Source organism: Streptomyces sp. NPDC008238 (genome assembly GCF_042956445.1).
GTDB lineage: Bacteria > Actinomycetota > Actinomycetes > Streptomycetales > Streptomycetaceae > Actinacidiphila.
The window spans coordinates 149,880-175,546 of sequence record NZ_JBIBGK010000001.1 but is presented as its reverse complement, the minus strand read 5'-3'; the positions used below and the strand labels follow the sequence as shown (position 1 = coordinate 175,546).

25 protein-coding genes and 1 riboswitch are annotated in these 25,667 nt (G+C 73.5%); of the genes, 6 read left to right on the top strand and 19 right to left on the bottom strand.

All coding sequences use genetic code 11. From position 1 onward, the window contains the following. Positions 1 to 5: 5 nt before the first annotated feature. From ACFZAU_RS00805 to ACFZAU_RS00795, 3 genes are all read right to left on the bottom strand, one after another. On the bottom strand, positions 6 to 992 hold the full coding sequence (locus tag ACFZAU_RS00805; protein ID WP_500550447.1) for a transcriptional regulator: 987 nt from the start codon (positions 990 to 992) through the stop codon (positions 6 to 8). After that, entirely contained in the window at positions 989 to 1,372 is a 384-nt protein-coding gene (locus ACFZAU_RS00800; RefSeq protein WP_499603050.1) for a hypothetical protein, read from the bottom strand. The genes ACFZAU_RS00805 and ACFZAU_RS00800 overlap by 4 nt, the downstream gene beginning before the upstream one ends. Positions 1,373 to 1,507: 135 nt before the next feature. Beyond that, the gene (locus ACFZAU_RS00795; RefSeq protein ID WP_500550446.1) at positions 1,508 to 2,848 is read right to left on the bottom strand and encodes an aminotransferase-like domain-containing protein; all 1,341 of its coding nucleotides are present in this window, start codon (positions 2,846 to 2,848) and stop codon (positions 1,508 to 1,510) included. A gap of 132 nt (positions 2,849 to 2,980) precedes the next feature. Here ACFZAU_RS00795 and ACFZAU_RS00790 point away from each other — a divergent pair, with 132 nt between their 5' ends. After that, positions 2,981 to 3,781 (top strand): alpha/beta fold hydrolase, encoded by an 801-nt coding sequence (locus tag ACFZAU_RS00790; protein WP_500550445.1) that lies wholly within the window; start codon positions 2,981 to 2,983, stop codon positions 3,779 to 3,781. Here ACFZAU_RS00790 and ACFZAU_RS00785 read toward each other — a convergent pair. The 3 genes from ACFZAU_RS00785 to ACFZAU_RS00775 all read right to left on the bottom strand — a co-directional run bounded on the left by ACFZAU_RS00785 (position 3,778) and on the right by ACFZAU_RS00775 (position 8,106). Then, positions 3,778 to 5,934, bottom strand: coding sequence for a putative bifunctional diguanylate cyclase/phosphodiesterase (locus ACFZAU_RS00785; protein ID WP_500550444.1), 2,157 nt, complete (start codon positions 5,932 to 5,934; stop codon positions 3,778 to 3,780). The two genes, ACFZAU_RS00790 and ACFZAU_RS00785, sit on opposite strands and share 4 nt — an antisense overlap. Further along, positions 5,931 to 6,746 carry an SAM-dependent methyltransferase gene (locus ACFZAU_RS00780; protein WP_500550443.1) on the bottom strand — a complete coding sequence of 272 codons (816 nt, stop codon included), beginning with the start codon at positions 6,744 to 6,746 and terminating at the stop codon, positions 5,931 to 5,933. Before ACFZAU_RS00780 ends, ACFZAU_RS00785 begins: the two co-directional genes overlap by 4 nt. 208 nt (positions 6,747 to 6,954) lie before the next feature. Beyond that, on the bottom strand, positions 6,955 to 8,106 hold the full coding sequence (locus ACFZAU_RS00775; RefSeq protein WP_500550442.1) for a transglycosylase family protein: 1,152 nt from the start codon (positions 8,104 to 8,106) through the stop codon (positions 6,955 to 6,957). Positions 8,107 to 8,108: 2 nt separating this feature from the next. Then, positions 8,109 to 8,300, bottom strand: a riboswitch (cyclic di-AMP (ydaO/yuaA leader). A gap of 632 nt (positions 8,301 to 8,932) precedes the next feature. On the opposite strand from ACFZAU_RS00775, the gene ACFZAU_RS00770 reads away from it, so the two are divergent. Further along, complete coding sequence (locus tag ACFZAU_RS00770) at positions 8,933 to 9,940, top strand: aldo/keto reductase (RefSeq protein WP_499603056.1); 1,008 nt, start codon at positions 8,933 to 8,935, stop codon at positions 9,938 to 9,940. Between the two features lie 64 nt (positions 9,941 to 10,004). Here ACFZAU_RS00770 and ACFZAU_RS00765 read toward each other — a convergent pair whose 3' ends face one another. Continuing rightward, positions 10,005 to 10,637, bottom strand: a complete 633-nt coding sequence (locus tag ACFZAU_RS00765; RefSeq protein WP_500465139.1) for a GNAT family N-acetyltransferase — start codon at positions 10,635 to 10,637, stop codon at positions 10,005 to 10,007. A 93-nt stretch (positions 10,638 to 10,730) separates the two neighbouring features. Between ACFZAU_RS00765 and ACFZAU_RS00760 the strand changes: the two genes are divergently transcribed. Next, on the top strand, positions 10,731 to 11,228 hold the full coding sequence (locus tag ACFZAU_RS00760) for a peptidylprolyl isomerase (protein ID WP_018562386.1): 498 nt from the start codon (positions 10,731 to 10,733) through the stop codon (positions 11,226 to 11,228). A 63-nt stretch (positions 11,229 to 11,291) separates the two neighbouring features. Here ACFZAU_RS00760 and ACFZAU_RS00755 read toward each other — a convergent pair whose 3' ends face one another. The 3 genes from ACFZAU_RS00755 to ACFZAU_RS00745 form a co-directional block, all read right to left on the bottom strand. Further along, positions 11,292 to 11,741, bottom strand: a complete 450-nt coding sequence (locus ACFZAU_RS00755; protein WP_499603058.1) for a phospholipase — start codon at positions 11,739 to 11,741, stop codon at positions 11,292 to 11,294. Positions 11,742 to 11,994: 253 nt separating this feature from the next. Next, positions 11,995 to 12,633, bottom strand: a complete 639-nt coding sequence (locus tag ACFZAU_RS00750; RefSeq protein WP_500550441.1) for a cytochrome b/b6 domain-containing protein — start codon at positions 12,631 to 12,633, stop codon at positions 11,995 to 11,997. Next, positions 12,617 to 13,327, bottom strand: coding sequence for a molybdopterin-dependent oxidoreductase (locus ACFZAU_RS00745; RefSeq protein ID WP_500550440.1), 711 nt, complete (start codon positions 13,325 to 13,327; stop codon positions 12,617 to 12,619). The genes ACFZAU_RS00750 and ACFZAU_RS00745 overlap by 17 nt, the downstream gene beginning before the upstream one ends. A 190-nt stretch (positions 13,328 to 13,517) precedes the next feature. Between ACFZAU_RS00745 and ACFZAU_RS00740 the strand changes: the two genes are divergently transcribed. Beyond that, positions 13,518 to 14,090: a TetR/AcrR family transcriptional regulator gene (locus tag ACFZAU_RS00740; RefSeq protein WP_500550439.1), complete on the top strand. Its 573-nt coding sequence runs from the start codon at positions 13,518 to 13,520 to the stop codon at positions 14,088 to 14,090. A gap of 96 nt (positions 14,091 to 14,186) precedes the next feature. On the opposite strand, the gene ACFZAU_RS00735 is transcribed toward ACFZAU_RS00740, so the two are convergent. Further along, positions 14,187 to 14,981, bottom strand: a complete 795-nt coding sequence (locus tag ACFZAU_RS00735) for an SDR family NAD(P)-dependent oxidoreductase (RefSeq protein WP_500550438.1) — start codon at positions 14,979 to 14,981, stop codon at positions 14,187 to 14,189. A gap of 210 nt (positions 14,982 to 15,191) precedes the next feature. Between ACFZAU_RS00735 and ACFZAU_RS00730 the strand changes: the two genes are divergently transcribed. Beyond that, positions 15,192 to 15,887 (top strand): alpha/beta hydrolase, encoded by a 696-nt coding sequence (locus ACFZAU_RS00730; RefSeq protein WP_500550437.1) that lies wholly within the window; start codon positions 15,192 to 15,194, stop codon positions 15,885 to 15,887. On the opposite strand, the gene ACFZAU_RS00725 is transcribed toward ACFZAU_RS00730, so the two are convergent. The 8 genes from ACFZAU_RS00725 to ACFZAU_RS00690 form a co-directional block, all read right to left on the bottom strand. After that, positions 15,884 to 17,065 carry a 4-hydroxybenzoate 3-monooxygenase gene (locus ACFZAU_RS00725; protein WP_499603064.1) on the bottom strand — a complete coding sequence of 394 codons (1,182 nt, stop codon included), beginning with the start codon at positions 17,063 to 17,065 and terminating at the stop codon, positions 15,884 to 15,886. The two genes, ACFZAU_RS00730 and ACFZAU_RS00725, sit on opposite strands and share 4 nt — an antisense overlap. An 8-nt stretch (positions 17,066 to 17,073) precedes the next feature. Further along, positions 17,074 to 18,249 (bottom strand): bifunctional 3-oxoadipate enol-lactonase/4-carboxymuconolactone decarboxylase PcaDC, encoded by a 1,176-nt coding sequence (gene pcaDC / locus ACFZAU_RS00720; RefSeq protein WP_500550436.1) that lies wholly within the window; start codon positions 18,247 to 18,249, stop codon positions 17,074 to 17,076. A 151-nt stretch (positions 18,250 to 18,400) separates the two neighbouring features. Then, the gene (pcaB, locus tag ACFZAU_RS00715) at positions 18,401 to 19,849 is read right to left on the bottom strand and encodes a 3-carboxy-cis,cis-muconate cycloisomerase (RefSeq protein ID WP_500550435.1); all 1,449 of its coding nucleotides are present in this window, start codon (positions 19,847 to 19,849) and stop codon (positions 18,401 to 18,403) included. Beyond that, on the bottom strand, positions 19,818 to 20,390 hold the full coding sequence (gene pcaG / locus ACFZAU_RS00710; protein ID WP_500550434.1) for a protocatechuate 3,4-dioxygenase subunit alpha: 573 nt from the start codon (positions 20,388 to 20,390) through the stop codon (positions 19,818 to 19,820). The genes pcaB and pcaG overlap by 32 nt, the downstream gene beginning before the upstream one ends. Further along, positions 20,387 to 21,175: a protocatechuate 3,4-dioxygenase subunit beta gene (pcaH, locus tag ACFZAU_RS00705; protein WP_500550433.1), complete on the bottom strand. Its 789-nt coding sequence runs from the start codon at positions 21,173 to 21,175 to the stop codon at positions 20,387 to 20,389. The genes pcaG and pcaH overlap by 4 nt, the downstream gene beginning before the upstream one ends. 8 nt (positions 21,176 to 21,183) lie before the next feature. Further along, on the bottom strand, positions 21,184 to 22,377 hold the full coding sequence (locus tag ACFZAU_RS00700) for a thiolase family protein (protein WP_500550432.1): 1,194 nt from the start codon (positions 22,375 to 22,377) through the stop codon (positions 21,184 to 21,186). Further along, positions 22,374 to 23,030, bottom strand: coding sequence for a CoA transferase subunit B (locus tag ACFZAU_RS00695; protein WP_499603070.1), 657 nt, complete (start codon positions 23,028 to 23,030; stop codon positions 22,374 to 22,376). Before ACFZAU_RS00695 ends, ACFZAU_RS00700 begins: the two co-directional genes overlap by 4 nt. Continuing rightward, entirely contained in the window at positions 23,030 to 23,800 is a 771-nt protein-coding gene (locus ACFZAU_RS00690) for a CoA transferase subunit A (protein ID WP_499603071.1), read from the bottom strand. Before ACFZAU_RS00690 ends, ACFZAU_RS00695 begins: the two co-directional genes overlap by 1 nt. A 137-nt stretch (positions 23,801 to 23,937) precedes the next feature. On the opposite strand from ACFZAU_RS00690, the gene ACFZAU_RS00685 reads away from it, so the two are divergent. Continuing rightward, positions 23,938 to 25,599: an IclR family transcriptional regulator domain-containing protein gene (locus ACFZAU_RS00685; RefSeq protein WP_500550431.1), complete on the top strand. Its 1,662-nt coding sequence runs from the start codon at positions 23,938 to 23,940 to the stop codon at positions 25,597 to 25,599. Positions 25,600 to 25,667 lie beyond the last annotated feature (68 nt).

Below are 25,667 nucleotides of genomic sequence, written 5' to 3'. Positions count from 1 at the left end.
GGCGCTCACAGGCGGGCCTCCAGGGCGGCACGAAGTCGTAGCAACAGGGCGACTGAGGGGTCGGAGGACGGCAGGACCGCCGGCTGCGGTCCACCGTGGACGAAGGGCGGGGGCGGCGCCGGGGCCGGGGCCGGTGGCGGCTCGGGGGGCGCCGGCGGGGGCGGCAGCGGCGGGGCCGGGGCCGGGAGCGGGGCCGGGGCCGGGAGCGCCTGGGCGCGGACCGGCATGCTGATCCGGCCGTTCGCTGCCAGCCGGCGTACGTCCAGCAGGGTCGCGAAAGCGGAACGCCCCAGGTGCCAGGCGATCTGCACGGGCGTACGGGAACCGTCCGCAGCCGCCAGCACCGCCAGCTGGGCGGGCGTGGGGGCCCTGGCCCGGCCGCCGCGCACCTCGCGCTCGGAGCGGGGGACGACGGGGCCGGCGTCGGTGTCGTCCCAGGGCCAGGCCCGCTCCAGTTGCGCGCGGCGCCGCTGTGTCTCCCTGGCCACCCGCTGGGCGGGGACCGGCCGGGAGATGGGTCCCAGCCGGGAGGTGGCGCCCGGCTGGAACCGGTCGGGCTCGGAGTCGGGCAGGAGCGTGAAGTAGGCGGCGTCGAAGAGCGCCAGCAGGTGGCACAGCTCCAGTTCCCCGCGGGCCACCCGCCCGGTGTCGACGAGGTGCCCGCCGACGCCGCGCTCGGCGCTCGCGGTGGTGACCGCCTCGCGCCACTGGTCCGGGGAGAGCAGCCCGCAGGCCATGAGCCGCACCCCGAGGTCCGGGGCGCAGGGGCTCTCGGCGTGGACGATCGCCCCGTCGCGCAGGTAGACCGCCCCCGCCGATCCGTACAGCGCCCCGCTGGCCCGCGCCTCGGCGAGCCGGGCCAGCGCGGCGGTGAAGGCGTACGCGCCCACCACTCCGGCGCGGACCTGGGTCGGCGCGCCGCCGCGCGCCGGAGTGCGCCGGGGCAGGGAGCGCACGGCCAGCGTCGGCCTGCCGGCCTCCGTGCCCGTCATACGAGCACCAGCCGCTCGGCGATGGCCTGCAGCCCCAGCCGGGCGACGGCCAGGTTGGCCATCGAACGGTCCAGCCACAGGTAGAGGATGACGTCGCTGTCGAAGGAGGTGTCGAGGAAGCGGATGAGGTGGTAGCTCCCCGGGGCGGTGATGATGATGTCCTCGACCGGCACCCTTCCGGATTCCTTCGCGGTGAAGGTGCCGCCCTCCACGACCGCCCGCGCCGCCTCGGTGGTGTCCGCGGCCGCCGCCTCGTAGCCGTGTCCCGGTTCCTGCCCGACCGCCCCGAGGAGGAGGCCGCTGCTCCAGTCGACCACGCTCGCCCCGAGCACACCGGGAATCGCCAGCGCCTCGGACAGGCACTCGTCTATGCCGGGCACGCGCACCCCTTCGCCGCGACTTCTGGTATACGGAACAGCACGGAACGTTACTCATCCCGTACGCGAAAAAGGTGAGTTGGGGCATTTTCCAGAGGCATGTGCGGGCGACTCGCTAGGATTCGCCGCCGCTTGTGATCAGTCGGCGCAATTGTCCTCGGGTCGGCCCCCGGCGATCCGGGCGAGGACGTCCAGCGCCTCGCCCAGGACCTGCGGCGACGGCGAGGCGAGGCCGATCCGTACGGCGTGCGGCGCGCTGCCGCGGCCCACCGCGAAGGCGGCGGCCGGGGTGACGGCGATGCCCTGCCGGGCGGCGGCCGCGACGAAGGTGTCGGCGCGCCAGCGTCCGGGCAGCCGCCACCAGCAGAAGCAGGCGCGCGGATCGGCCGTGACGGAGAACCCCGCGAGGCGTTCGGCGGCGATGCGGGCCCGGGCCGCCGCGTCGTGCCGTTTGGCCGCCACCACCGCGTCCACGGCGCCGTCGCCGATCCAGTGGCAGGCGGCGGCGAGCGCGAAGCCGGAGGCGGTCGCGCCCGCCGAACGCAGGGCCGCGGAAACCGGGGCGGTCAGCTCCGGCGGGGTGAGCGCGACGCCTGCGGTGAGCCCGGGGGCGAGCCGCTTGGAGAGGCTGTCCACCAGGACCACGCGGTCGGGGGCGAAAGCCGCGAGCGGCGGCGGGGCGTCCGGGGCGAGGAACGCCCAGACGGCGTCCTCGACGGCGGGCAGGCCCAGCCGGCCGAGGGTGCCGGCGAGTTCGGCCCGGCGCGGCTCCGGCATGGTGACGCCGAGCGGGTTGTGCAGGGTGGGCTGGGCGTAGAGGGCGTGCAGCGGGGCGTCGCGGTGGAGTTCGGCGAGGGCGTCCGGGCGTATCCCGTGCTCGTCGCCGGGGACGGGCACGAGGGTGATCCGGAGCCGTGCGGCGAGCGCCTTGACCACGGGGTAGGTGAAGGCCTCCACGGCCAGCCGGCCGCCGGGCGGGACGAGCGCGGCCAGGGCGGCGGCGATGGCCTGCCGGCCGTTGCCCGCGAAGAGCAGGCGGCCGGGGTCGGGGCGCGGGCCGGTGCGGGCGAGCAGCGCGGCGAAGGCGTCGCGTGCGGCCGGGGTGCCGGCGGCGGTCAGCGGGCGCAGGGCGGCGTCGAGGACGTCCGGGCGCTGCAGCGCGGCGAGGCCCGGGGCGAGCAGCCGTGACTGGCCCTCGGCGACGGGGTGGTTCAGCTCCAGGTCGATCCGCTGGGCCGAGGGCTCGGCGAGGGCTGGCCCCGTGGCGGGCGGTGCGGCACGGACGAAGGTGCCGCGCCCCACCTCTCCCACGACCAGGCCGCGGCGGGCGAGTTCGGCGTAGACGCGGATCGCCGTGGAGTTGGCGATGCCGTGCCGCCGCGCGAACGTCCGCTGCGGTGGGAGCCGGTCGCCGGGACGCAGGCGTCCGGCGGCGATGTCGGCGGCGACGGCGTCCGCGGCCGTGCGGTAGTCGTCCATCGGTTCCTCCTTCGAGGCGATCCCTGCATTGCACCGAGAGCAAAGATCCTATTGCACCGAGCAGGCAGGGGAACCTAGCATCGCGGTCAACTCCCTTTCGGGAGCGGGCACCTTCGAGGCGAGGAGATCCCCGTGGCAACGGCTGTGGTCAACGGTGTGACGTTGGCGTACGACGACGAGGGGGAGGGTTCCGGCACACCTCTGGTGCTCGTGCACGGCCATCCCTTCGACCGTTCGATGTGGGCGCCGCAGGTGGCCGCCGCCGCGGCCGGCCGCCGGGTGGTCGTACCGGACCTGCGCGGCTACGGCGCGAGCGAGGTGGTCCCGGGCATCACCCTGCTGGAGACCTTCGCGCGCGACCTCGCCGCCCTCATGGACCACCTGGGCGTCGCGGAGGCCGTGGTCGGCGGGCTGTCGATGGGCGGTCAGATCGTCATGGAGTTCCAGCGGCTGTTCCCCGGGCGGACGACCGGTCTCCTGCTCGCCGACACCTTCCCGGGCGCCGAGACGGAGGAGGGACGACGGGCCCGGGAGGCGATGGCGGAGCGGCTGGTGGCGGAGGGGATGTCCGGCTACGCCGACGAGGTGCTGGACCGGATGATCGCGCCCCGCAACGTCACCGCGCTCCCCGGCGTGGCCGCGCACGTGCTGCGGATGATGCGCGGCACCTCCCCCGAGGGCGCGGCGGCGGCCCTGCGCGGCCGGGCCCGGCGGCCCGACTACGGGGCCGTGCTGGCCGCGGTCCGGGTGCCCACGCTGATCGTGGTGGGCCGCGACGACGTGTACACCCCGGTCGCCGAGGCCGAGGCGATGCACGCCGCCGTGCGCGGTTCGCGGCTCGTGGTCGTCGAGGGCGCCGGGCACCTGCCGAACCTGGAGCGCCCCGACGCGTTCGACGCCGCGCTGCTGGGGTTCCTCGGTACGTGTGCCTAGGTCGTGGTGTCGACCAGCGAGAGCGAGTGGAGGCGGTCGGGCGGGCCGGGCCGGGCGTAGTACCAGCCCTGCGCGGTGTCGCAGCCCAGCGCCCGCAGGTGTTCGGCCTGGGCGCCGGTCTCGACGCCCTCCACCGTCACCGACAGCCCGAGGGTGTGCGCCAGGTCGACGACGATCTCCACGATCTTCACGTCCACCGGATCGGCCGGCTGCTGCTGCATGCCGCGGGTGAAGGACCGGTCGAGCTTGAGCGTGGTGATGGGCAGCCGACGCAGCGAGGCCAGGTTGGAGTAGCCGGTGCCGAAGTCGTCGAGGGCGATGGCCATCCCGAGTTCGGCGAACTCCCGCAGCGGGCGCATCAGTTCCTCGTCGGCGCCGATGAAGGCGCTCTCGGTGACCTCCAGGCACAGCGCGGCCGGCTCCAGCCCGGCGTCCTTGATCACCGCGAGGGTCTCCGGGACGAGGCCGGGGTGGCCGAGCTGGGCCGGCGAGAGGTTGACGTTGATGCGCAGCGGATGGCCGTCGCTGCGCGGGAACTGCCAGTCCCGGGCCTGCCAGGCGGCCTGCTGCAGCACCCAGTGGCCGAGCGGCACGATCAGCCCGGTGCTCTCGGCGAGCGGGATGAACTGGTCGGGGCCGAGGATCCCGTGCACCGGGTGGCACCAGCGCACCAGTGCCTCCGCCCCGCGGACGCTGCCGTCCCCGAGCCGTACCAGTGGCTGGTACTCGATGAAGAACTCGCCGCGCTCCAGCGCGGTCGGCAGCCGGTTGGTCAGCCCGTGCCGGGTGATGGCGCGCGCGTCGGAGTCCGGGTCGGCCAGTTCGAAGCGGTTGCCGCCCGCGGCCTTGGCCCGGTACATCGTGATGTCGGCGCTGCGCAGCACCTCGGCGGGGCCCAGGGAGCCGGCCCGGCCCTCGACGATGCCGATGCTGCAGCGCACGGACAGGTCGCGGCCCTCCACCCGGATCGGGTCGGCGAGCGCGGCCAGGATCAGGTCGGCGAGGCCGGTGATGTCCGCGCGGCTGGCGGGGTTGACGACCAGTGCGGCGAACTCGTCGCCGCCGATGCGGGCGACGAGCTGGTCGGGTGAGGTGACGCAGGCCTCCAGGCGTTCGGCGACGGCGACCAGGAGGCGGTCGCCGACGGCGTGGCCGAGGCTGTCGTTGACGTCCTTGAAGCCGTCCAGGTCGAGGTAGCAGACGCCGACGCCCACGCCGTCGGGGCCGTTCAGCGTCTGCTCCAGGCGCTCGAAGAAGAGGTTGCGGTTGGCCAGTCCGGTGAGCGCGTCGTGGGTGGCCTCGTGCCGCAGCCGCTCGCTGAGCAGGCGCTCCTCGGTGATGTCCTCCATCAGCGCGAGCATGTACTGCGGGGTGCCGGCGGCGTCGCGCAGCAGGGAGACCGTCAGGTTGGTCCACAGGGCGGTGCCGTCGGGCCGGTAGTAGGCCTTCTCGATGCGGTAGTGGTCGCGTTCGCCGCGGTTGAGCTGGCGCTGCATCTCCCAGACCTCGGGGGCGTCGTCGGGGTGCACCCAGTCGTAGACGTTCCTGCTGCGGATGTGGTGTTCCAGGCCGCCGAACATAGTGGTGAGGGCGGCGTTGACGTCCAGGACGCGGCCGTCCATGTCGGCGATGCCGATGCCTATGGAGGCGTCCTGGAAGACCGCGCGGAAGCGGACCTCGCTCTCGTACAGCGCCTGTTCGGTGGCGGCCCGGGCGGCGAGCGCCGCGCGGGACAAGGCCTCCTGCTCCGTCCGCGTGCGTTCCTGCAGGGCGCGGGCGTATCCGGCGGCCACCCAGTGCTGCAGGCGGTTGCAGCGGGTGCGGCTCTCCTCCGGCGGGAGGGCGGGGCCGGGCGGGCAGTACAGGAGCAGGTAGGCGTCGACGACGTCCAGGATCCGCGCCAGCGCCTGGGGGTCGGTGCAGTGCGCCGCCACCAGCGCGGCGCCGACCTCCGCGGCCGGTCGGGGGTCGAAGGGCTGCGCGCGCAGGGCGGCGTTGAGACGCGCGGCGAGCGGGAGCAGGTACTCCTCGAACTCGCCGCGCGTCATGGAGGTGGCGGTGGCCAAATAGATCGCCCGGCTCCAGATGATCGCGAAGCGCCGCAGGCTGTCGGCGGGCTCCGGCTCCGGGCCGGGGGCTCTCGTCACCGTCACGCCTTGCGGCCGACGCCCGCGAACCCGCTGAAGACGACCGGGTCGAGCTCGTCGTCGTCCGTGCCGTCGGGGCGCCACAACGGCGGGGAGACCAGGCCGGGTTCGACGAGGTCGAAGCCGTCGCAGAAGCGCTCCACCTCGGCCCGCGAACGCATGATCAGCGGCGAGCTCGCGCTGCGGTAGACGTTCTCGACCCGCTCCCCCTCCTCGGGTGCGCGCGGGCCTCCCTCGACGGAGGCGTGGGTGACGACCAGCAGGCTGCCGGGGGCGAGGGCGTCGCGCAGCTCCGCCACGGCCTTGACCGGCTCGTCGGCGTCCTCGAGGAAGTGCAGGACCGCGACGAGCAGCAGCGCGACGGGGCGCTCCAGGTCGATGAGCCCGCGCACCTCGGGGCTGTCCAGGATGTCGCGGGGCGAGCGCAGGTCGGCGGCGACGATGGCGGCGGCGTCGCTGCCCTCCAGCACCGCGCGGCTGTGGGCGACGGCGACCGGGTCGTGGTCGACGTAGACGACGTGGGCGCCGGGACTGGCCGCCTGGGCGACCTCGTGGACGTTGCCGAAGGTGGGGATGCCGGAGCCGATGTCGAGGAACTGGGTGATGCCCTGGCCGACGGCGAAGCGCACCGCCCTGCGCATGAAGGCCCGGTTGGCCTGCATGATCTTCGGCAGCCCGGGGAAGGCCTCGATGGCCCGCCGTCCGGCCTCCCGGTCGACCTCGAAGTTGTGCGAGCCGCCCAGGTAGTAGTCGTAGATCCGGGACACGCTCGGCACGGAAAGATCGATGCCATGGGGGGCCCAGGCGGGACGCTCCATCAACGGCTCCAGCTCGTGGTCGGCGATCGGGACGAGTGGTCGTGGACACGACCACGTGCGTCAGAGGCTACTGACCGACCGTTCGAGAAGAACAAGAAATGGAAATATTCGATCCGTTTTCGGTCACAGACCAAAGGCATGTGCCCTGTTCCCGACAAGAGGGGAACAGGGCACACGCCTACCGCCGGATGACGGTGGATCGGTTCGATCAGACGTTGACGCCGTGGGCGCGCAGGTACGCCAGCGGGTCCATGTCGGAGCCGAAGTCGGGGGTGGTGCGGACCTCGAAGTGCAGGTGCGGACCGGTCACGTTGCCGGTGGCGCCCGACAGGCCCAGCTGCTGGCCGGCGGAGACCGACTGGCCGGCCGAGACAGACAGCGAGGAGAGGTGGGCGTACTGCGAGTACCGGCCGTCGGCGTGCTTGACGACGACCTGGTTGCCGTACGAGCCGCCCCAGCCCGCGGAGACCACGGTGCCGGAGGCGATCGACTTCACCTTGGTGCCGGTCGAGGCGATGAAGTCGACACCGGTGTGGTAGCCCTTGGACCACATGGCACCGGCCTGGTGGTAGGCCGTTCCCAGGGTGACGCGGTCGAGCGGGGTGGTGTAGCCGGAGGCGCTGGCCGCCTTGGCGGCGGCCAGCTTGGCGGCCGGGGCCGCCTTCGCGGCCTTCGGCGCGGCCTCGGTGGCGGCCTTCTCGCCCAGCGACAGGACCTGGCCCGGGTAGATCAGGTTCGGGTTGCCGCCGATGACCGACTCGTTGTCCGCGTACAGCTGCTTCCAGCCGCCCTCGACCGACTGGGCGCCGGCGATCTTGGACAGGGTGTCGCCGCCGGCGACCTTGTAGGAGCCGCCCGCGCTCTTCGGCGCGCTGGTGGAGGACTTCGGCGCCTCGGCCTTCGCGGCGGGAGCGGCCGGCTTGGCGGCGGGCTTCGCGGCGGTGCCGGAGACACTCTCCGGGGTGGCCGACGGGTCGGCCATCGCCTTGGTCAGACCGGCCTTGGGGCCGCACACGGGCCAGGCCTGCGGGCCCTGCGTCGCAAGGACCTTCTCCGCGACGGCGATCTGCTGCGCCTTGGTCGCGAGGTCAGCGCGCGGCGCGTACTTCGTGCCGCCGAAGCCGGCCCAGGTGCTCTGGGTGAACTGCAGGCCGCCGTAGAAGCCGTTACCGGTGTTGATGGACCAGTTGTTGGTGCTCTCGCAGGCCGCGACCTTGTCCCAGACGCTCACGGGAGCGGCGTGGGCACCGGTGGCACCGACGATCGGGAGCGCCACGGCCGCACCGGTGGTGCCGGCCAGCGCGCTGATTCGGGTGATACGGGTGTTCCGCGGACGACGGTGCTTTCCCTTACCGGGCATGCCGAATTCCTCTCCGACGCCTGCGAGGTAAGCTGTCGGGTTCGGGCTGGAGATGCCCGGCCGCAAAATGGCACGCCACATAAAGGCATGTCGCTGCGACTTCACCCCTAGCCGTCCCGAGACCAACGGGAACGGCAAACTACCTGGGTCCCCCGCTCCTGCCGTGCGGTCTTGTCATCCGGCGTCCGGGCGGCGGCAGGACTAGGCGTTCCGCCCGGAAGAATCTCGCAGGCATTTGTCCTGCGAGATCTGGAAGCTAAACGACGGAATCGTTCCGGAGCAAGGAGCGGAATCACGCCCCCCGGCGGACCGCAAGTCGATCATTCGCATCTGTGACTTTACGTGAGAAGTGTCCGCTCTGCGTAGGCGAAAATTTGGCCGACGGTAATCGGCCGATATCACCCGGTGAAATTCAGCGGGAAATGTGGACGATGCGTCGCCCGCGGTTTCCGTTGCGTGACCGGCACGTGACAACCATCACGTACCGATTGCCTACGCATGCACTGTGGGCGCATATGTCCGGTTAGACACCTCAATGCCGGATAAGGCGGGACCTGTTGTGGTTCAACCCGCCCCCGGCCGCACCGCCCTGACTGCCCGCCCGAACGGGCACCCCCGGTCCAACCGCCGGGGGCGGCCGGCGATTCCCGGATGCGCGGTTCACACGCCGCCGTTGGTGTGGTGTGCGCCACAACCGCCCCCGCGGCGGGGCGAGAACGGCGGGCGGACGGCGGGCCGCGTCCGAAGAACGGACGTGACAGCGCCGATTCGCCGACGGTAGCCTCCCAATCCCGCACATTTTCTTACATCGCCAGGGAGCCCTCGCGTGCCCTACCTCGCCGCCGACGACCGCTACGCCTCGATGGAATACCGCAGGACCGGGCGCAGCGGGGTCCTGCTGCCCGTCGTGTCCCTGGGCCTGTGGCACAACTTCGGCGACACCTCGCCGCTGGAGAACCAGCGCGCGGTGCTGCGCCGCGCCGTCGACCGCGGCGTGGTCCACATCGACCTCGCCAACAACTACGGCCCGCCCGCCGGCTCGGCCGAGGCCAACTTCGGCACGCTCTTCGCCCAGGACTTCCGGCCTTACCGCGACGAGCTCTTCATCGCCACCAAGGCCGGGTACGACATGTGGCCGGGCCCCTACGGCGAATGGGGCAGCCGCAAGTACCTGCTGTCCTCGCTCGACCAGTCCCTGGGCCGCATGGGCCTGGACCACGTGGACGTCTTCTACTCGCACCGCTTCGACCCGGACACGCCCCTGGAGGAGACCATGGGCGCCCTGGACTCCGCGGTCCGCCAGGGCAAGGCCCTCTACGCCGGCATCTCCAACTACCCCGCGGAGGCGCACCGCCGCGCCACCGAGATCCTGCGCGGGCTGGGCACCCCGCTGCTGATCCACCAGGCGGCCTACAGCATCCTCCAGCGCGACCCGGAGGACGGTGTCCTCGACGCCGTCGGCGACACCGGCACCGCCCTCATCGCGTACTCGCCGCTCGCCCAGGGCCAGCTCACCGACCGCTACCTGGACGGTGTGCCGGCGGACTCCCGGATGGCGCTCGGCCACTTCCTCAAGCGCGACGCCCTGACCGAGCGGAAGCTCGGCCTCCTGCACGCCCTCAACAAGCTCGCCGGGGAGCGCGGCCAGACGCTGGCCCAGCTCGCGCTGACCTGGGTGCTGCGCGACCCGCGGGTCGTCTCCGTGCTGATCGGCGCGAGCAGCGTCGCCCAGCTCGACCAGAACCTCGCCGCGCTCGACGCGGGCCCGCTCGGCGCCGACGAGCTGGCCGAGATCGACCGCCTCTCGGCCGAGGCGGGCGTCCGCATCCCGTGACGGCGGCTCTCCGCGCGCAGGGGCCGGCTCCGGCGGGAGCCGGCCCCTGTGCGTCGGTGCCGGGTCACCCGAGCCGGGCCTCCAGTGCGGCGCGCACGCCGGGCCACTCCCCGGCGAGGATCGAGTAGTACGCGCTGTCGCGGACGGTGCCGTCCACGGCGAGGGTGTGGGCCCGGCGGATGCCCTCGAAGCGGCCGCCGATGCGCTCGATGGCGGCCCGGGAGCGTGCGTTGCGCGCGTCCGTCTTCAAGGTGACGCGGAGCACACCCCACACGTCGAAGGCGTGGGTGAGCAGCAGCAGCTTCGCCTCGGTGTTGCAGGGGGTGCGCTGGGCGGACGCGGCGAGCCAGGTGCTGCCGATCTCGGCGACCGTGGGCACCGCGCCGGTACGGGGCACGGAGCGGCCGGCGGGCCAGGCGGGGGTGGCCGTCCAGTAGTCGAGGTCGAGGAAGCGGGTGGAGCCGATCAACGCGTCGCGCCGGACGTCCCGTACGGCGAAGGGGAGCGAGGCCCCGGTCGCCTGCTCCTGGAGGGCCTCCTCGATGTAGCGCGCCATCGCCTCACGGTCGTCCGGCACCTTGGTGAAGGCGTAGGTGTCGCGGGATTCGCCGGCGGCGCGCAGCAGCCCGTCCGTGTGGGTGCCGCTCAGCGGTTCCAGGCGGACGTGCCTGCCTTCCAAGATCACGGGTTCGGGCATGCTCCGGATCGTGCTGTCCGGCCGGGTCGCCCGTCAAGCGCGTTTCCGCGGGGCGTGTCGGAGGCCCGGGTCCCAGGATGCGAAAATGGGGGCATGAACAGCAACGACGTGTTCTTCGACATCACGATCGACGGCGAGCCCGCCGGACGGATCGTGTTCACCCTGTTCGACGACGTGGTCCCCAAGACCGCGCGGAACTTCCGTGAGCTCGCGACCGGCGAGCACGGTTTCGGCTTCGAGGGCTCGCACTTCCACCGCGTGATCCCCGACTTCATGCTCCAGGGAGGCGACTTCACCGCCGGCAACGGCACCGGCGGCAAGAGCATCTACGGCGAGAAGTTCGCCGACGAGAACTTCCAGCTCAAGCACACCAAGCCCGGCCAGCTCTCCATGGCCAACGCGGGCCCGAACACCAACGGCTCGCAGTTCTTCATCACCACGATCGTCACCGACTGGCTCGACGGCAAGCACGTGGTCTTCGGCGAGGTCGTCGAGGGCATGGACGTCGTCAAGAAGGTCGAGTCGCTCGGCTCGCGCACCGGCGCCACCAGCGCCCGCATCGAGATCGCCAAGTCCGGCACGGTCGCCTGACCCTGTCCCACGGTAGCGGCCCGGCACCGGAACTCCCGGTGCCGGGCCGCCGTGCTCCGCGGGTCAGCCGAAGGCCTTGACCGCCTGGTAGTAGGTCCACGCGGTGCTGTTGCAGGCGGTCGCGGTGGCGCCGCCGTAGTTCGCGCAGATGCGCTTGAGGTCCTCGTAGAAGGCGCTGTCGAGGCGGCTCTTGTTGGCGGAGAAGGTGCCCATCGCCTTGTAGTTGCGGTAGCCGAAGTCGTGCCGGGCGCAGGAGTTCTGGAACGGGAAGCCGAACGGGTTGTCCGGGGAGCTGCTGCAGTAGTCGGTGGACCAGTCGAAGCCGTAGGCGGCCCAGGCGCCCTGGTTGCCGCGGGCGGACCACCAGGTGTTGTAGCTGGAGGCGCTGGTCTGGGTCCAACTGGCCAGCACCTGGGCCTTGTCGGCGGGGGCGGCCTGGGCGGGGACGGCGAGGACGACGGTGGCGACGGCGGCGACCGCGGTGGCGGCGAAGCCGGTCGTGATTCGGCGCATGGGGACTCCAGTCACTGACGGGCGCGTTGTGACGCGCGGGCATGGGGGTGCAACCGGATGCGGAATCGAACTGGTGGTACTGGTGTGCGAAGCCAGGATGGAGCCGCGGCGGTCTATGCGAGTAGACGCCGGATGGCAAAACTTGCATGAACATGACGACGTGCCGCCGACAGCGATCGTCGACGGCACGTCAAGAGGCCGAAACCGTGGTCTGTTTCAGTTCCCCGCGGGCCCCACGGCCTGCACGCTTCCCCTACGGGGCGTCAGGCGGTCCCGGCTCCACCGGCTCCGTGTGCTCCCAGCGCGGATGATGGCGGCGGGCCCACTCCGGGGTGACGAACCCGGTGCGCATCCCCAGCCGCGCCTCGGGGTCGCCCGCCGCCATCCACAGGTGGCCCGCCACCACGGTCGCCACCGCCAGGGCCAGCCAGTCGTGGACGAAGGTCGCGCCGGTACGCCACACGACGCCGCTCAGGTGCGGGAACATCATCAGCAGCCCGGTGCCGAGCATGACGAGCACCGCGCCCGCGGCGAAGGACGCGTACAGCTTCTGCCCCGCGTTGAACTTGCCCGCCGTACGCCGGTCGCGGGGCACGCGGCGCAGTACGTCGCGCAACCAGCCCCCGTCGTACGAGGCGAACCGGTTGAGCAGCCGCAGGTCGCGCCGGAAGGCACGCGAGGCGAGACCCAGGAGGGCGGGCAGCGGCAGGGCGATGCCGGACCACTCGTGGACGGTGACCACCAGCCGCCTGCGGCCGACCAGTTCGGCGAGCGGCGGCAGGTAGAGGGCCGCGGCCGTGACGAGGCAGACGAGCATCAGCGCGGCCGTCGCCCGGTGCACCCGGCGCTCGCCGGGCGTGAACCGGCGCACCCGCTCAGGACGTCGGGTCATCGCTGCGTCCGTTCGATCGGCCGACCCAGGCGTCGACGTCGTAGCCGTAGCGCTCCCAGTAGCCGGGGCGCACGTCCCGGGTGACCTCGATGCCCGAGAGCCACTTGGCGGACTTGTAGAAGTACATCGGCGCCACGTAGAGCCGCACGGGGCCGCCATGGGCCGTGGTGACGGGCCTGTCCTGCATCCTCAGCGCGACCAGGACGTCGTCCCTGCGGGCCTGTTCGAGGGTGAGGCTCTCGCTGTACACCCCGTCGAAGCAGGTGAAGCGGACGGCCCCGGCACCGTCCCGCACCCCCGCGAGGTCGAGGAGGTGGGACAGCCGCACCCCCTCGAAGGGCGTGCCGGGCACGCGCCACCCGGTCACGCACTGCACGTCGCGCACCAGCCGGGTCTGCGGCATCGCCCGCAGGTCGGCGAGGGTGTGGGTGCCCTGCCGGTCGACGAGGCCGGAGACGGTGAGGCGGTAGGCGCCGGCGTCCCGGTGGGGCACGGAGTCCGCCACGTTGTAGATGCGGAAGCCGCCGCCCCCGGGGAGCAGCCCGCTGAGCCCCGTCGGGTCCTTCCCCGCCACCTGGGAGAGCGCCGAGTCCAGGCCGTCCTGGGCGCGGCTGCCGAACGCCACCCCCAGGGCGCCCAGCCCGAGCATCCCGAGCACCACGCGCCGGCCGACCGGCGTGCCCTTGCCATCCATGCCCCTCACGGTAATCCCGTGCGGCACGGTTGCGATGCGCCGGGGCGCTGCGTAAGCAGGGCGTAATGGGTCCGACCCCTGCGCGACCGATAGACGTCAGGCATAATCTTAAGTGTCCGGTTTCCGTCCACCGGTCGTCATCACGACCCGTGACGCGCCGGACGGCGGGCGGCACTACGGAAGGCGCAGGATGAGTCGCGTATCGCAGGCGGAGGCAAAGGCCAACCGGGAACGGGTGGTGGCGGCGGCCGCGCGGCTCTTCCGTGAGAACGGTGTGGCCTCGGTCGGCATCGCGGACGTCATGAAGGCCATCGGGCTCACGCAAGGCGGCTTCTACAAGCAGTTCGACTCCAAAGCCGCGCTCGTCGACGAGGCGACCGCCAAGGCCTTCGCCGACAACCTGCGGAACCTTGAGGTGCTGGAAGAGGAGAACGGCGAACACCAGGCGGCGTTGAGGTCGCTGCTCGACACCTACTGCTCCGTCGAGCACCGGGACGACCCCGGCGACGGCTGCCCCGGGGCCGGTTTCGCCGGCGACGTCGCCCGCCGGGCCGAGCACCGGAAGACCTACGCGGAAGGCGTCGAGGAAGTCGCGGCGTGGATAGCGCCCGGCGAGGCCGGCCTGGCCGCCTACGCCACCCTCGTCGGCGGCATCCTCCTCGCCCGCGCGACCGCGGGCACGCCTCTGTCGGAACGGATTCTTGACGCCGCGCACACAGCGGCGGCGAACACCGCCGACGGCACCCGGCCGGCGGCCGGCTGACGTCCGGCCTCTCCCGCAGGGCGGCACACATGCGACGCCGAAGGGCCGGAGGCGGTTGCCTTCGGCCCCTGGAGACGGGGATGCCCGCCGCCGGTGTCAGCCGGCGTAGCGCCCGGCGGGGTGCGTGAGCGACAGACCGGGGATGAGTTCCCGGCGGGCGTTCTCGTACTCCTCCCACCTGGCGTGCTCCGCCAGCGAGGGGATCGTGACCGACTCGCCCGCGTCGAGACCGGCGAGCCCGGCCCGCGCGGCGTCGCGGGGCGTCATGACCGCTTCCTTGGGCAGCTGGTCCAGTTCGATGCCCGAGCCGTCCCAGATCGCCGTCTCCAGCGCTCCCGGCACCAGGAGCTGCACCCGGACGCCGGAGTCCGCGAACTCCTGCGCCAGGGCCTCGGTGAACGCGATCATGTACGCCTTGGTCCCGCTGTAGACCGCGCTCACCGGCAGGATGTTGAGGGCGAGGGCGGACGAGACGTTGACGATCGTGCCGGTGCCCCGGCCGGCGAAGGCCTTCGCCGCGCCGGCCGCGAGCCTGGTGGCGGAGGTCAGGTTGAACGTGATCAGCGACTCCAGCCGGTCCGGGTCCGCCGCGGACAGGGGGCCGAACAGGGCGCTGCCGGCGTTGTTCACCAGCATGTCGATGGAGGAGTCGGCCGCCAGGAGGTCCTCGACGCTCCGCATGCCCTTCGGGGTGGCCAGGTCGGCACTCAGCACCGAGACCTCCACACCGTAGCGCTCCGCCAGGCCGGCCGCGGCCGACTCCAGCCGCGCCTGGTCGCGGGCGACGAGCACCAGGTCGCGGCCCCTCGACGCCAGCTCCTCGGCATAGGCGGCGCCCAGACCCGCGGTCGCTCCGGTGACGAGCACCGTCCCGGCATTCGGTGTGGACATGGTCATCCCTCTTTCCTGGTCACGCACGGAATTTAGATGGCTAACATAATCTAAGATTCGCGCACGCGTCCAACGCCAGGCCCCGCGCATGGGACACGCCGCGAGGATCAGTCGCCGCGCGGACCGCACACCCTTTAGATGGGAAGGCGATCAAGACGCGCCCGGCGAACGACCCACCGCAGACGAGGCGACAGGTGAAGTGAGGTTCGCATGACCCTGCCGTCGCTGCTGCTGGTGCCGGGAGCCTGGCACAAGCCCGAGCACCTGCGACTCCTCGTCGGCGAGTTGCCCGACGTCGACGTCCGCACCGTGGCCCTCACCTCGTGCGGCGACGACCCCGGTGCACTGGGCGACATGTACTCCGACGCGGCCGCCGTCAGGGCCGCGGTCGAGGCGGTCGACGGGCCTGTGGTCGTCGTCGCGCACTCCTACGGCGGCATCCCCACCACCCAGGCGCTCGCCGGGGCGGCCGGGGTCAAGAGCATCGTCTACCTCGCCGGGTTCCAGCTCGACGCGGGCGACTCCCTGCTGTCGAGCGTGGGCGGCGAACCCGCCTCGTGGTGGGAGTTCCACCGGCAGGAAGGAGCCGGCGACTTCCTCACCGTCGCGGACCCGGTCGACGTGTTCTACACGGACGTGGACCGGGGCCTCGCCGAGGAGGCGGCAGCGGCCATGGGTTACCAGTCCTACGTCGCCAACACCCAGGAGCTGACCGCGGTCGCCTGGCGGACGATTCCCAGCACCTACATCGTCTGCGAGGCGGACCACGCCCTCCCGCCCCTCGTCCAGGAGGTCTTCGCCCGGCGCGCCGACCGGACACTGCGCCTTGCGAGTTCGCACTCCCCCTTCCTGTCCCGGCCCTCCGAGCTCGCCCGGCTCGTCCGGCACGAGCTCGCCGCGGCCTAGCCGATCTCCAGGCCGGCGTAGTTCTCCGCGAGTTCGGCCGCCGCGTGCGGGGATGCGGCGATCCGGTCGAGCTGCGAGATCTGCAGCCGGGTGTCGAAGTCGCTCTGCCCCGGGTCGGTGTGCAGGGTCGTGGTCATGAACCAGGAGAAGTGCTCGGCGCGCCACACCCTGCGCAGGCAGGTGTCCGAGTAGGCGTCGAGCAGGGCGGTGGAGCCGGTCTCCTTCAGGTGGGCGAGCGCTCGGGCCAGCACGATGACGTCGGCGGCCGCCAGGTTGAGCCCCTTGGCGCCGGTCGGCGGCACGATGTGCGCGGCGTCCCCGGCGAGCAGGACCCGGCCCCAGCGCATCGGCTCGGTCACGAAGCTCCGCATCGGCAGCACGGCCTTCGAGGTGATCGGGCCGCGTTCCAGCTTCCAGTCCCCGTCGACGGCGAAGCGGGCGTCCAGTTCGTCCCAGATCCGCGCGTCGGACCAGTCCGCGGGATCGGTGCCGTTCGGCACCTGCAGGTAGAGCCGGCTGACCTCGGCGGAGCGCATGCTGTGCAGCGCGAACCCGCGGGGCGAGTGCGCGTAGATCAACTCCTCGCAGGACGGCGGGACGTCGGCCAGGATGCCCAGCCACGAGAAGGGGTACACCCGCTCGTACGTCTGCCGGGCGTGCTCCGGGACCGCCGCCCGCGTCACGCCGTGGAAGCCGTCGCAGCCGATGACGTAGTCGCAGGTGAGGGTCTTCTCCCGGCCCCCGTGGCGGTAGTGGACCACCGGGCGGTCGGTGTCGGCGCCCTCGACGGAGTGCGCGTGGGCGCCGAACAGCAGCGGCGCCCCGTCCTTCAGCTGGAGGGCGATCAGGTCCTTGACGACCTCGGTCTGGGCGTAGACCCACACGCGCCGGCCCCCGGTGAGCGTGGGGAAGTCCAGCCGGTGGGAACGGCGGTTCCAGCGCAGCTCGATGCCGTCGTGGACCAGGCCCTCGCGGTCCAGCCGCTCGCCCGCGCCGGAGGAGCGCAGCACGTCGACCGTGCCCTGCTCCAGGATCCCGGCGCGCTGGCGCTGCTCGACGTAGTCGCGTTCACGGCTCTCCAGGACGACGCAGTCGATGCCGGAGGCGTGGAGCAGGCGGGCCAGCAGGAGGCCGGCGGGGCCGCCGCCGATGATGCCGACGGTGGTGTGGTGCTGCATGTGTTCTCCTACTCCTCTTCTTCCTCGAGGACGCGGTTCGCGACGGCGAACGCGGCGTTGGCCGCGGGGACGCCGCAGTAGACGGCGGACTGGAGCAGGACCTCCTGGATCTCCTCCCGGGTCAGGCCGTTGTTGCGGGCGGCGCGCACGTGCATCGCCAGTTCGTCGAGGTGGCCGCGGGCCACCAGCGCGGTCAGGGTGATGCAGCTGCGGGTGCTGCGGCTCAGCCCCGGCCTCGTCCAGATCTCGCCCCACGCGTAGCGGGTGATGAAGTCCTGGAAGGGGGCGGTGAAGGCGGTGGTGCGGGCGATCGCCCGGTCGACGTGCGCGTCCCCGAGCACGGCGCGGCGGACGGCCGTGCCCTCGGTGTGGCGGGCGCCGTCGTCGGCGGCCGGCTCGGTGGCGAAGTGCTGCAGGAGCGCCGCCAGGACGGGGGCGGGGCGCTCGACGCCGGCCAGGTGGGCGGCGTGCGCGACCTCGGTGAGGCTCGCGTCCGGAATGCCGTCCGCGAGGACGCGGGCGTCCGCGACCGGGGTCGCCGGGTCGCCGCGGCCGGCGACGACGAGGGTGGGCGCGGTGATCCGCGGCAGTTCGGCGCGTACGTCGAAGGCCGCGAGGGCCTCACAGAGGGTGGCGTACGCCTCCGGGTCGGCGGCGCGCAGGTCGTCCAGGAGAGCGCCGGCGGCGGAGGCGCCGGCGAAGGCGGGGGTGAACCAGCGGCCGGCCGCGGCGTCGGCGACGGGTCCCGTGCCCTTGTCCCTGACCAGGGCGGCGCGTTCCCGCCAGCCGTCCGGGTCGCCGAAGTCGGCGGAGGAGCACACGATCGCGAGCGCGGCGACCCGTTCGGGGTGGTGGATCGCGAGCCAGGTCCCCACGGCGCCGCCGAGGGAGATGCCCGCGTAGGCGAAGCGCCCCGCGCCGAGCGCGTCGGCGAGCGCCAGCACCGAGCGGCCCAGGTCCGCGACCGTGCCGCCCTCGGGGAGCAGCGAGGCGGGGGAGCCGCCGTGGCCGGGCAGGTCCCAGCGGATGACGCGGTGGCCGCGGGCGAGGGCCGGAACCTGCGGGTCCCACACGGCGAGCGAGGTGCCCAGGCTCGGGCCGAGGATCAGCGGGGGCAGGCCGGGGGCGCCGTCCACCCGGTGGTGCGGCAGTCGCGGTTCCACGGCCTCGTGCGGCGTGCTCATGCGGGCTCCTCGCGGATGGTGCCGGATGCGTGCGGCGTCGTCACGGCGTCCTCTCCGGGCCCGGCGGCCGGGGCGGCGCCCGCCCGGGTCCGAGGGCCCCCCGACATGGGGTACCCCGATCGGCCCCGCTCGCGGAAGGGGGCGTGGGCGGTCATGCGGACGTCCCCGGGGGACCGGTGCGGCGCAGGGCGCGGTCGACGAGCGCGCCGGCGCGACCGGTGTAGTGGGTGGGGTCGGTGAGTTCCCGGAGGCGCTCCCCGGGAAGCAGGCCGCCGAGGGCCGGGTCCTCCGCGAGGGCGTCCTCGAGCGTGATCCCGTCCTCGGCGACGCGCCTGGAGGCGTGCGCGAGGGCGGACTTGGCCTCGCCGCGGCCCATGACGGCGGTCAGGGCGGCGGCCAGGCGTTCGGTGACCACCAGCCCCCCGGTCGCGTCGAGGTTCTCGCGCATGCGGTGCGGGTCGACGCGCAGGCCCGCGGCGAGTCCCGCGGCGTCCCGGGCGGCGCCGCCGACGAGGCGCAGGGCCTCGCGCAGCGGCTGCCACTCGGCGTGCCAGGCGCCCGCCGGACGCTCGTCCTCGGCGGCCAGCGAGCCGTACAGCACGGCGGCGAGCGCGGGCACCTGGCGGGCCGCGGCGGCGATGAGCGCGGCGCGGACGGGGTTGGCCTTGTGGGGCATGGCCGAGGAGCCGCCGCCGGAACCCTCGGTGACCTCGCCGGTCTCGGTCCGCGACAGCACCAGCACATCGGCGGCGGCCTTGCCCAGCGCGCCCGCCGTGAAGGCGAGGGCCCCGGCGAGGTCGGCGACGGGGGTCCGCAGGGTGTGCCAGGGCAGGGCGGGCTCCGCGAGCCCCGTCTCGGCGGCGTAGGCGGCGAGCAGTCCCGGACCGGCGGCGTCGCTCACGTCCGGTGCGTCGCCGGCGCCAGGGGCTGCGCCGTCCGCCTCAGCGAAGGCGCCGAACGCGGCGAGCGTGCCCGCGGCGCCGCCCAGTTGTGCGGGCAGGGCGCCGCGGACGACCGTCAGCCGGTCGTGCGCGTCGAGGACCAGGGCGCGCCAGCCGGCCGCCTTGAGTCCGAAGGTGGTGGGGACGGCGTGCTGCGTCAGGGTGCGTCCCGCCATCGGGGTGTCGCGGTGCTCCGCGGCGAGCCTCCCGAACGCTTCCGCCGCGGTGGCGAGGTCGTCCAGGACGGGGCGCAGCGCACGGTACGCGACGAGCATGGCCGCGGTGTCCAGGACGTCCTGGCTGGTGGCGCCGCGGTGCACATAGGCGGCGGCCGTCGCGTCCCGCTCCCCCACGGCCGCCGTCAGGTCGGCCACCAGCGGGATCACCGGATTGCCGCCCGACCGGGCGCGCAGCGCCAGGTCGCGCGCGTCGAACCGGCCGGACTCGGCCGCGGCGGCGGTCACCGCGGCCGCCGCGGAGGCCGGCGCGAGCCCCAGCGCGGCCTGCGCCCGGGTCAGCGCGGCCTCGGCGTCGAGCATGGCCCGCACATAGGCGGCGTCCCCGGTCGCCTCCTCGACGGCCGATCCGGCCCGGACCGGGGAGAGCAGGCCGACGTCCGCGACGGGGTCAGTCGAAGGCAAGGAAGACCGTCTCCTCATGCACTCCGTCGTACTGGAGCCGGACGTCGAAGCGGTGGACGCGCCCGCCCTCCGGAGTGGCGACCAGGGTGGCGCGCCGTTCCGGCTCCAGGGAACCGAGCAGCGGGTCGCCCTCGGCGTCGCCGAGGTAGACCCGGGTGTGCAGGTGGTGGAGCAGACCGCGGGCGAAGACGATCAGCGACAGATAGGGCACGCCGCCGGGCGGCAGCGTACGGATCAGCCAGTGCCCGTCCGCGTCGGTGGCGACCCGCCCGAAGCCCGTGAACGTCAGTCCGTCGCGCCCGAGGACCGCGCCGGTGACCGGGTCGCGGCGCAGCGAGCCGGGGGCGCCGTGGCGGGAGCCGTCGGGTGCGGGCTGCCAGACCTCGATGAGCGCGTCGGGCACGGGCAGGCCGGCGCCGTCGTAGACCCAGCCGTGGACGGTGATCGTGTCCGGGTGCCCGGTGGGGGCGAGGTCGCCGCCCTTGGGGAAGGGCAGCGCGTAGCCGTAGAAGGGGCCGACGGTCTGCGACGGTGTGGGGGCCGCCGGCTCGCCGCTCATCGGCCCTCCTCGATCCAGGTGGCGGCCGGGCCGTCCAGGACGATGTCCCAGCGGTAGCCGAGCGACCACTCGGGGGTGGACAGCTCGTGGTCGTACGTCGCGACGAGCCGCCGGCGGGCCGCGTCGTCGGTGACGGACTGCAGGATCGGGTCGTACGGGAAGAGCGGGTCCCCGGGGAAGTACATCTGGGTGACCAGGCGCTGGGTGAACGCCGGTCCGAACAGTGAGAAGTGGATGTGGGCCGGGCGCCAGGCGTTGAGGTGGTTGCGCCAGGGGTAGGCGCCGGGTTTGACGGTGACGAACTCGTAGGAGCCGTCGTCCCCGGTCAGGGTGCGGCCGACGCCCGTGAAGTTGGGGTCCAGCGGGGCAGGGTGGTCGTCGCGCTGGTGGGCATAGCGGCCGGAGGCGTTGGCCTGCCAGATCTCGACGAGCTGCCCGCGCACCGGGCGGCCCGCGCGGTCCAGGACGCGCCCGGTCACCTCGATGCGCTCGCCCAGCGGCTCGGCCCGGTGCTGCCGCGTCAGGTCGTGGTCGAGGGCGGTGACGTCGGTGACGCCGAAGACCGGCCCGGAGAGTTCGACCGCCTCGGGGCCGCCGGCCCCCGCCCCCGCCCCCGCCGCCACCAGCGGCCGCTTGGGGTGCCGCAGCACACTGCTGCGGTACGGGGCGTAGCCCCGGTCCGGGTGGTCCTGCGCGGCGCCGCCGCCGGCGAGGCGCTCGGCGTAGGCCGCGCGCTCGTCGGCGATCTCCGCGGAGACCTCGCCCTGGGTGAGGGGGCTGCTCATGCGGGCTCCTACCTCTCGAGGACGAGGGCGATGCCCTGCCCGACGCCGATGCACAGGGCGGCGAGGCCGGTACCCGAACCCGCGGCCGCGAGCTGGTGGGCGACGGCGCCGGCGATCCGGGCACCGGAGGCGCCCAGCGGGTGGCCGACGGCGATGGCGCCGCCGCGCGGGTTGACGACGGAGGGGTCGAGCTCGGGCCATCCGGCGAGGCAGCCCAGCACCTGCGCGGCGAAGGCCTCGTTCAGCTCGACGGTGTCCAGGTCGCCGAAGCCCTTGCCGGCCTTGGCGAGCGCCTTGCGTACGGCCTCGACGGGGGCGAGGCCGAAGTAGTCGGGCTCGATGCCGGTGACGGCGGAGGCGCGGATGCGGGCGAGCGGCTCGCGGCCGGTGGCCTTCAGCCCTTCCTCGTCCACGATGAGCAGCGCCGCCGCCCCGTCGTTGAGGGGCGAGGAGTTGCCCGCCGTGACGGTGCCGCCGTCCTTGCGGAAGGCGGGCTTGAGCCGGGCGAGCGCCTCCATGGAGGTGTTGTCGCGGATCGTCTCGTCACGGGGCAGGTCCACGCCGTCGACCGGGACGACCTCGGCCTCGTACAGGCCGTCCTTCCAGGCGCGGGCCGCCTTCTCGTGGCTGGCCACCGCGTAGGCGTCCTGCTGCTCCCTGGTGATGCCGTACCGGTCGGCGATCAGCTCGGCGCTCTCGCCCAGCGGGATGGTCCACCGCGGGTCCATCGCCGGGTTGACCATGCGCCAGCCGAGGGTGGTGGAGTACAGCTCCTGGGAGCCCGCGGGGAAGGCGCGTCCGGGCTTGGGCAGCACCCAGGGAGCGCGGCTCATGGACTCCACGCCGCCCGCGACGGCGACGGAGACGTCGCCGACGGCCACGGCGCGGGCGGCCTGGATCACGGCCTCCATGCCGGAGCCGCAGAGCCGGTTGACCGTGGTGCCGGGCACGGTGACGGGCAGCCCGGCCAGCAGTGCCGCCATCCGGGCGACGTTGCGGTTGTCCTCGCCGGCGCCGTTGGCGTCGCCGAAGAAGACGTCGTCGATCCTGGCCGGGTCGAGTCCGGGCGTGCGGGCCATCAGCGAGGCCACGACGTGCGCCGCCAGGTCGTCGGGGCGCACCCCCGACAGGGCGCCGCCGTACTTGCCGACCGGGGTACGGACGGCGTCGACGATGTACACCTCACGCAGCTGCCCGCTCATCGGGCGCTCCCTTCTGCGGCGACGGCGACGTGCACCGGGGCCGCGGTCTTCTCCAGGATCTCCTCCGCGGTGACGCCGGGGGCGGTCTCCACGAGGACGAGTCCCCCGTCGGTGACGTCCAGGACGCCCAGGTCGGTGATGATCCGGTCCACACAGGCCTTCCCGGTGAGCGGCAGGGCGCACTCCCGGAGGATCTTGGGACTGCCGTCCTTGGCGGTGTGGGTCATGGTGACGATGACCCGCCGGGCGCCGTGCACCAGGTCCATGGCGCCGCCGATGCCGGTGACGAGCTTGCCGGGGATGGCCCAGTTGGCGAGGTCGCCGCGGGCGGAGACCTGCATGGCGCCGAGCACCGCGGTGTCGATGTGGCCGCCGCGGATCATCCCGAAGGAGAGCGCGGAGTCGAAGAAGGCCGCGCCGGGCAGCACGGTGACGGTCTCCTTGCCGGCGTTGATCAGGTCGGGGTCGGCCTCCTCCTCGTACGGGAAGGGGCCGGTGCCGAGGATGCCGTTCTCGGACTCGAGGACGACCTCGACTCCCTCGGGGAGGTGGTTGGGGATCAGCGTCGGCAGGCCGATGCCGAGGTTGACGTACTCGCCGTCGCGCAGTTCGCGGGCGGCGCGGGCGGCCATCTCGTCGCGTGTCCAGGCCATCAGGCCCGCACCTCCCTGGCGGTGACGGTACGGAATTCGATCTTCTTGTCGGCGGCCTGCTCGGGCGTGAGCGCGACCACGCGCTGGACGAAAATGCCGGGCAGGTGCACCTGATCGGGGTCGAGCTCGCCGGGCTCGACGAGTTCCTCGACCTCGGCGACGGTGACCCGGCCGGCCATCGCGGCGAGCGGGTTGAAGTTGCGGGCGGACTTGTTGAAGACCAGGTTGCCGTGGCGGTCGCCCTTGGCGGCGCGCACGAGGGCGAAGTCGGTGGTGATGCCGCGCTCCAGGACGTACTCGGTGCCGTCGAAGGCGCGCACCTCCTTCGGCGGCGAGGCGAGCGCCACTCGGCCGTCCCCGTCGTAGCGCCAGGGCAGGCCGCCCTCGGCGACCTGGGTGCCGACGCCGGCCGGGGTGTAGAAGGCGGGGATGCCGCAGCCGCCCGCACGCAGACGCTCGGCCAGGGTGCCCTGCGGGATCAGTTCGAGCTCCAGCTCGCCGGCCAGGTACTGGCGGGCGAACTCCTTGTTGGCCCCGATGTAGCTGCCGGTGACGCGGGCGATGCGGCGCGCGGCCAGCAGGACGGCGAGGCCCGAGTCCAGGGCGCCGCAGTTGTTGGAGACGACGGCGAGGCCGCCGACCCCGGCTTCGTACACGGCCTGGATCAGCGCGTTCGGCACGCCGCTCAGGCCGAAGCCGCCCACCGCCAGCGACGCGCCGTCCTGGACGTCCGCTACGGCCTCAGCGGCCGAGGCGACCACCTTGTCCATCCTGCGCCCACCTTCTTGTTCGTCCAGTGAACTTAAGTTCACAATTACTCGTGCCCGAGTCTGATCCTCGGTCGCCCGCTCTGTCAACGTTCCGGGGCGGTACGGTTTCGACGACCTTTCGCCACGCTGGAGTGCTGATGACACCGCTGACCACCGCGACCGCTCCCCCGCCGCAGGAGGCCGTCGGCCCCCTCGTGCGGGGACTCGCGGTGCTGCGCGAGCTGGCCACGGCCGGTGGCCGCCGCTCGGTCGGCGACCTCGTGCGCGCCACCGGCCTGGCGCGCTCCACGGTGGACCGGGTGGTCAGCACCCTCGTCCGCACCGGCTACCTGCGCGTCGAGGGCCGCGACGCCGTCCTCGCCCCCCGGCTGATGGAACTCGGCAACGCCTACCTCGCCGCCAGCCGCTTCCCCGACCTGCTCGGACCGCTCGCCGACGCCCTCGCCGACGGCCTGGACGAGTCCGTGTCCATCGCGGTGCCGGACGGCGACGGGGTCCGCTTCGTCCACCAGGCGACCCGGCGCCGCGCGATGTCCCTGACGTTCCGCATCGGCGACCAGTTGCCCGCCGAACGCGGCGCCCCCGGGGCGCTCTTCGCCGGCGGCTGGGACGACGCCGACTGGGAGCGCTGGCGCCGCCGCCGCGAGGAGGACCCGCTGGACGCCGGCTTCCCCGCGCTCCCGCGGGGGCACGGGGACGCCGCCGCCTCCTTCCGGGAGCGGGTCGCCGCCGCGGGTGCCCACGGCTGGTCGGCCGACGACCAGCTGATCGAGCCGGGCCTGATCGCCGTCGCCGTCCCCGTACGGGACGGCGACGGTCGGCCGGTGTGCGCGGTGAGCGTGGTCAGCCACACCAGCAGGCACAGCGCCGGGTCGCTGCGCGAGGCCGTGCTGCCCCGGCTGCGGGAGACCGTCACCGCCATGGAGGAGGCCCTCGCGCGGCCCGCGGACGGCCCGGCCCCCGCGCCCGCCGGCGCGTCCCCCGCCACCTGGACGCGGGCCTCCAAGCAGGAACTCGGACCGGAGTTCGTGGAGTCCCTGGCCCGCGGCCTCGCCGTGCTCACCGCCTTCGGCGAGGGGCAGGGCGAACTGCCCCTCACCGCCGTCGCCGAGGCCACCGGGCTGGCCCGCGCCACCGCGCGGCGCTCCCTGATCACCCTGGAGCACCTGGGCTACGTCGCCTCCGAGGGCCGCCTCTTCCGGCTCACCCCGCATGTGCTGGAGTTGGGCTGCGCCCATCTGTCGCGGCTGACGCTGCCCGAGATCGCCCAGCCCCACCTGGTCGGACTGGTCGAGGCCGTGCACGACTCCGCGTCGATGGCGGTGCTCTCCGGCGAGGACATCCAGTACGTGGCCCGCGTCCCCACCGTCCGCATCATGAGCGTCAACATCACGCTCGGCACCCGCTTCCCCGCCTACGCGACCGCGATGGGCCGCGTCCTGCTGGCGGGGCTGCCCGAGCGGGAACGCGCGGCGCACCTCGGGCGCACCGACTTCACGCGGCTGACCCCGTACACCGTCACCGACGCGCCGCACCTGGCCCGGGTCCTGGACCGGGTCGCCACCGAGGGGCACGCCCTGGTCAGCGAGGAGCTCGAGGAGGGCCTGCGGTCCATCGCCGTGCCCGTCCGCGACCGCGGCGGCCGGGTGGTCGCGGCGATCAACGTCTCCATGCACGCCAGCCGCCGCTCCGTGGAGCAGTCGCGCTCCGAACTGCTGCCCCCGCTGCTGGAGGCCGCCGCACGCATCGGCGGCGACCTGCGCGTGGTCGGCCGCTACGCCCGCGTTCCGGCCGGCTGAGGAGCCTGTGGACAAGTGGTCCACGGCGTCCGCGAGCGGGCATCATCGAGGGACGCGGGACACGGGGG

Coding starts and splice junctions, on each gene's coding strand:
- ACFZAU_RS00805 (WP_500550447.1), bottom strand. CDS start 992: ATGACGGGCACGGAGGCCGGCAGGCCGACGCTGGCCGTGCGCTCCCTG.
- ACFZAU_RS00750 (WP_500550441.1), bottom strand. CDS start 12,633: ATGACCCGACGTCCTGAGCGGGTGCGCCGGTTCACGCCCGGCGAGCGC.
- pcaG (WP_500550434.1), bottom strand. CDS start 20,390: ATGAGCGGCGAGCCGGCGGCCCCCACACCGTCGCAGACCGTCGGCCCC.
- ACFZAU_RS00735 (WP_500550438.1), bottom strand. CDS start 14,981: ATGTCCACACCGAATGCCGGGACGGTGCTCGTCACCGGAGCGACCGCG.
- ACFZAU_RS00695 (WP_499603070.1), bottom strand. CDS start 23,030: ATGGCCTGGACACGCGACGAGATGGCCGCCCGCGCCGCCCGCGAACTG.
- pcaH (WP_500550433.1), bottom strand. CDS start 21,175: ATGAGCAGCCCCCTCACCCAGGGCGAGGTCTCCGCGGAGATCGCCGAC.
- ACFZAU_RS00685 (WP_500550431.1), top strand. CDS start 23,938: ATGACACCGCTGACCACCGCGACCGCTCCCCCGCCGCAGGAGGCCGTC.
- pcaDC (WP_500550436.1), bottom strand. CDS start 18,249: ATGAGCACGCCGCACGAGGCCGTGGAACCGCGACTGCCGCACCACCGG.
- ACFZAU_RS00745 (WP_500550440.1), bottom strand. CDS start 13,327: ATGGATGGCAAGGGCACGCCGGTCGGCCGGCGCGTGGTGCTCGGGATG.
- ACFZAU_RS00755 (WP_499603058.1), bottom strand. CDS start 11,741: ATGCGCCGAATCACGACCGGCTTCGCCGCCACCGCGGTCGCCGCCGTC.
- ACFZAU_RS00775 (WP_500550442.1), bottom strand. CDS start 8,106: ATGCCCGGTAAGGGAAAGCACCGTCGTCCGCGGAACACCCGTATCACC.
- ACFZAU_RS00760 (WP_018562386.1), top strand. CDS start 10,731: ATGAACAGCAACGACGTGTTCTTCGACATCACGATCGACGGCGAGCCC.
- ACFZAU_RS00725 (WP_499603064.1), bottom strand. CDS start 17,065: ATGCAGCACCACACCACCGTCGGCATCATCGGCGGCGGCCCCGCCGGC.
- ACFZAU_RS00690 (WP_499603071.1), bottom strand. CDS start 23,800: ATGGACAAGGTGGTCGCCTCGGCCGCTGAGGCCGTAGCGGACGTCCAG.
- ACFZAU_RS00765 (WP_500465139.1), bottom strand. CDS start 10,637: ATGCCCGAACCCGTGATCTTGGAAGGCAGGCACGTCCGCCTGGAACCG.
- ACFZAU_RS00740 (WP_500550439.1), top strand. CDS start 13,518: ATGAGTCGCGTATCGCAGGCGGAGGCAAAGGCCAACCGGGAACGGGTG.
- ACFZAU_RS00730 (WP_500550437.1), top strand. CDS start 15,192: ATGACCCTGCCGTCGCTGCTGCTGGTGCCGGGAGCCTGGCACAAGCCC.
- ACFZAU_RS00780 (WP_500550443.1), bottom strand. CDS start 6,746: ATGGAGCGTCCCGCCTGGGCCCCCCATGGCATCGATCTTTCCGTGCCG.
- ACFZAU_RS00700 (WP_500550432.1), bottom strand. CDS start 22,377: ATGAGCGGGCAGCTGCGTGAGGTGTACATCGTCGACGCCGTCCGTACC.
- ACFZAU_RS00795 (WP_500550446.1), bottom strand. CDS start 2,848: ATGGACGACTACCGCACGGCCGCGGACGCCGTCGCCGCCGACATCGCC.
- pcaB (WP_500550435.1), bottom strand. CDS start 19,849: ATGAGGAGACGGTCTTCCTTGCCTTCGACTGACCCCGTCGCGGACGTC.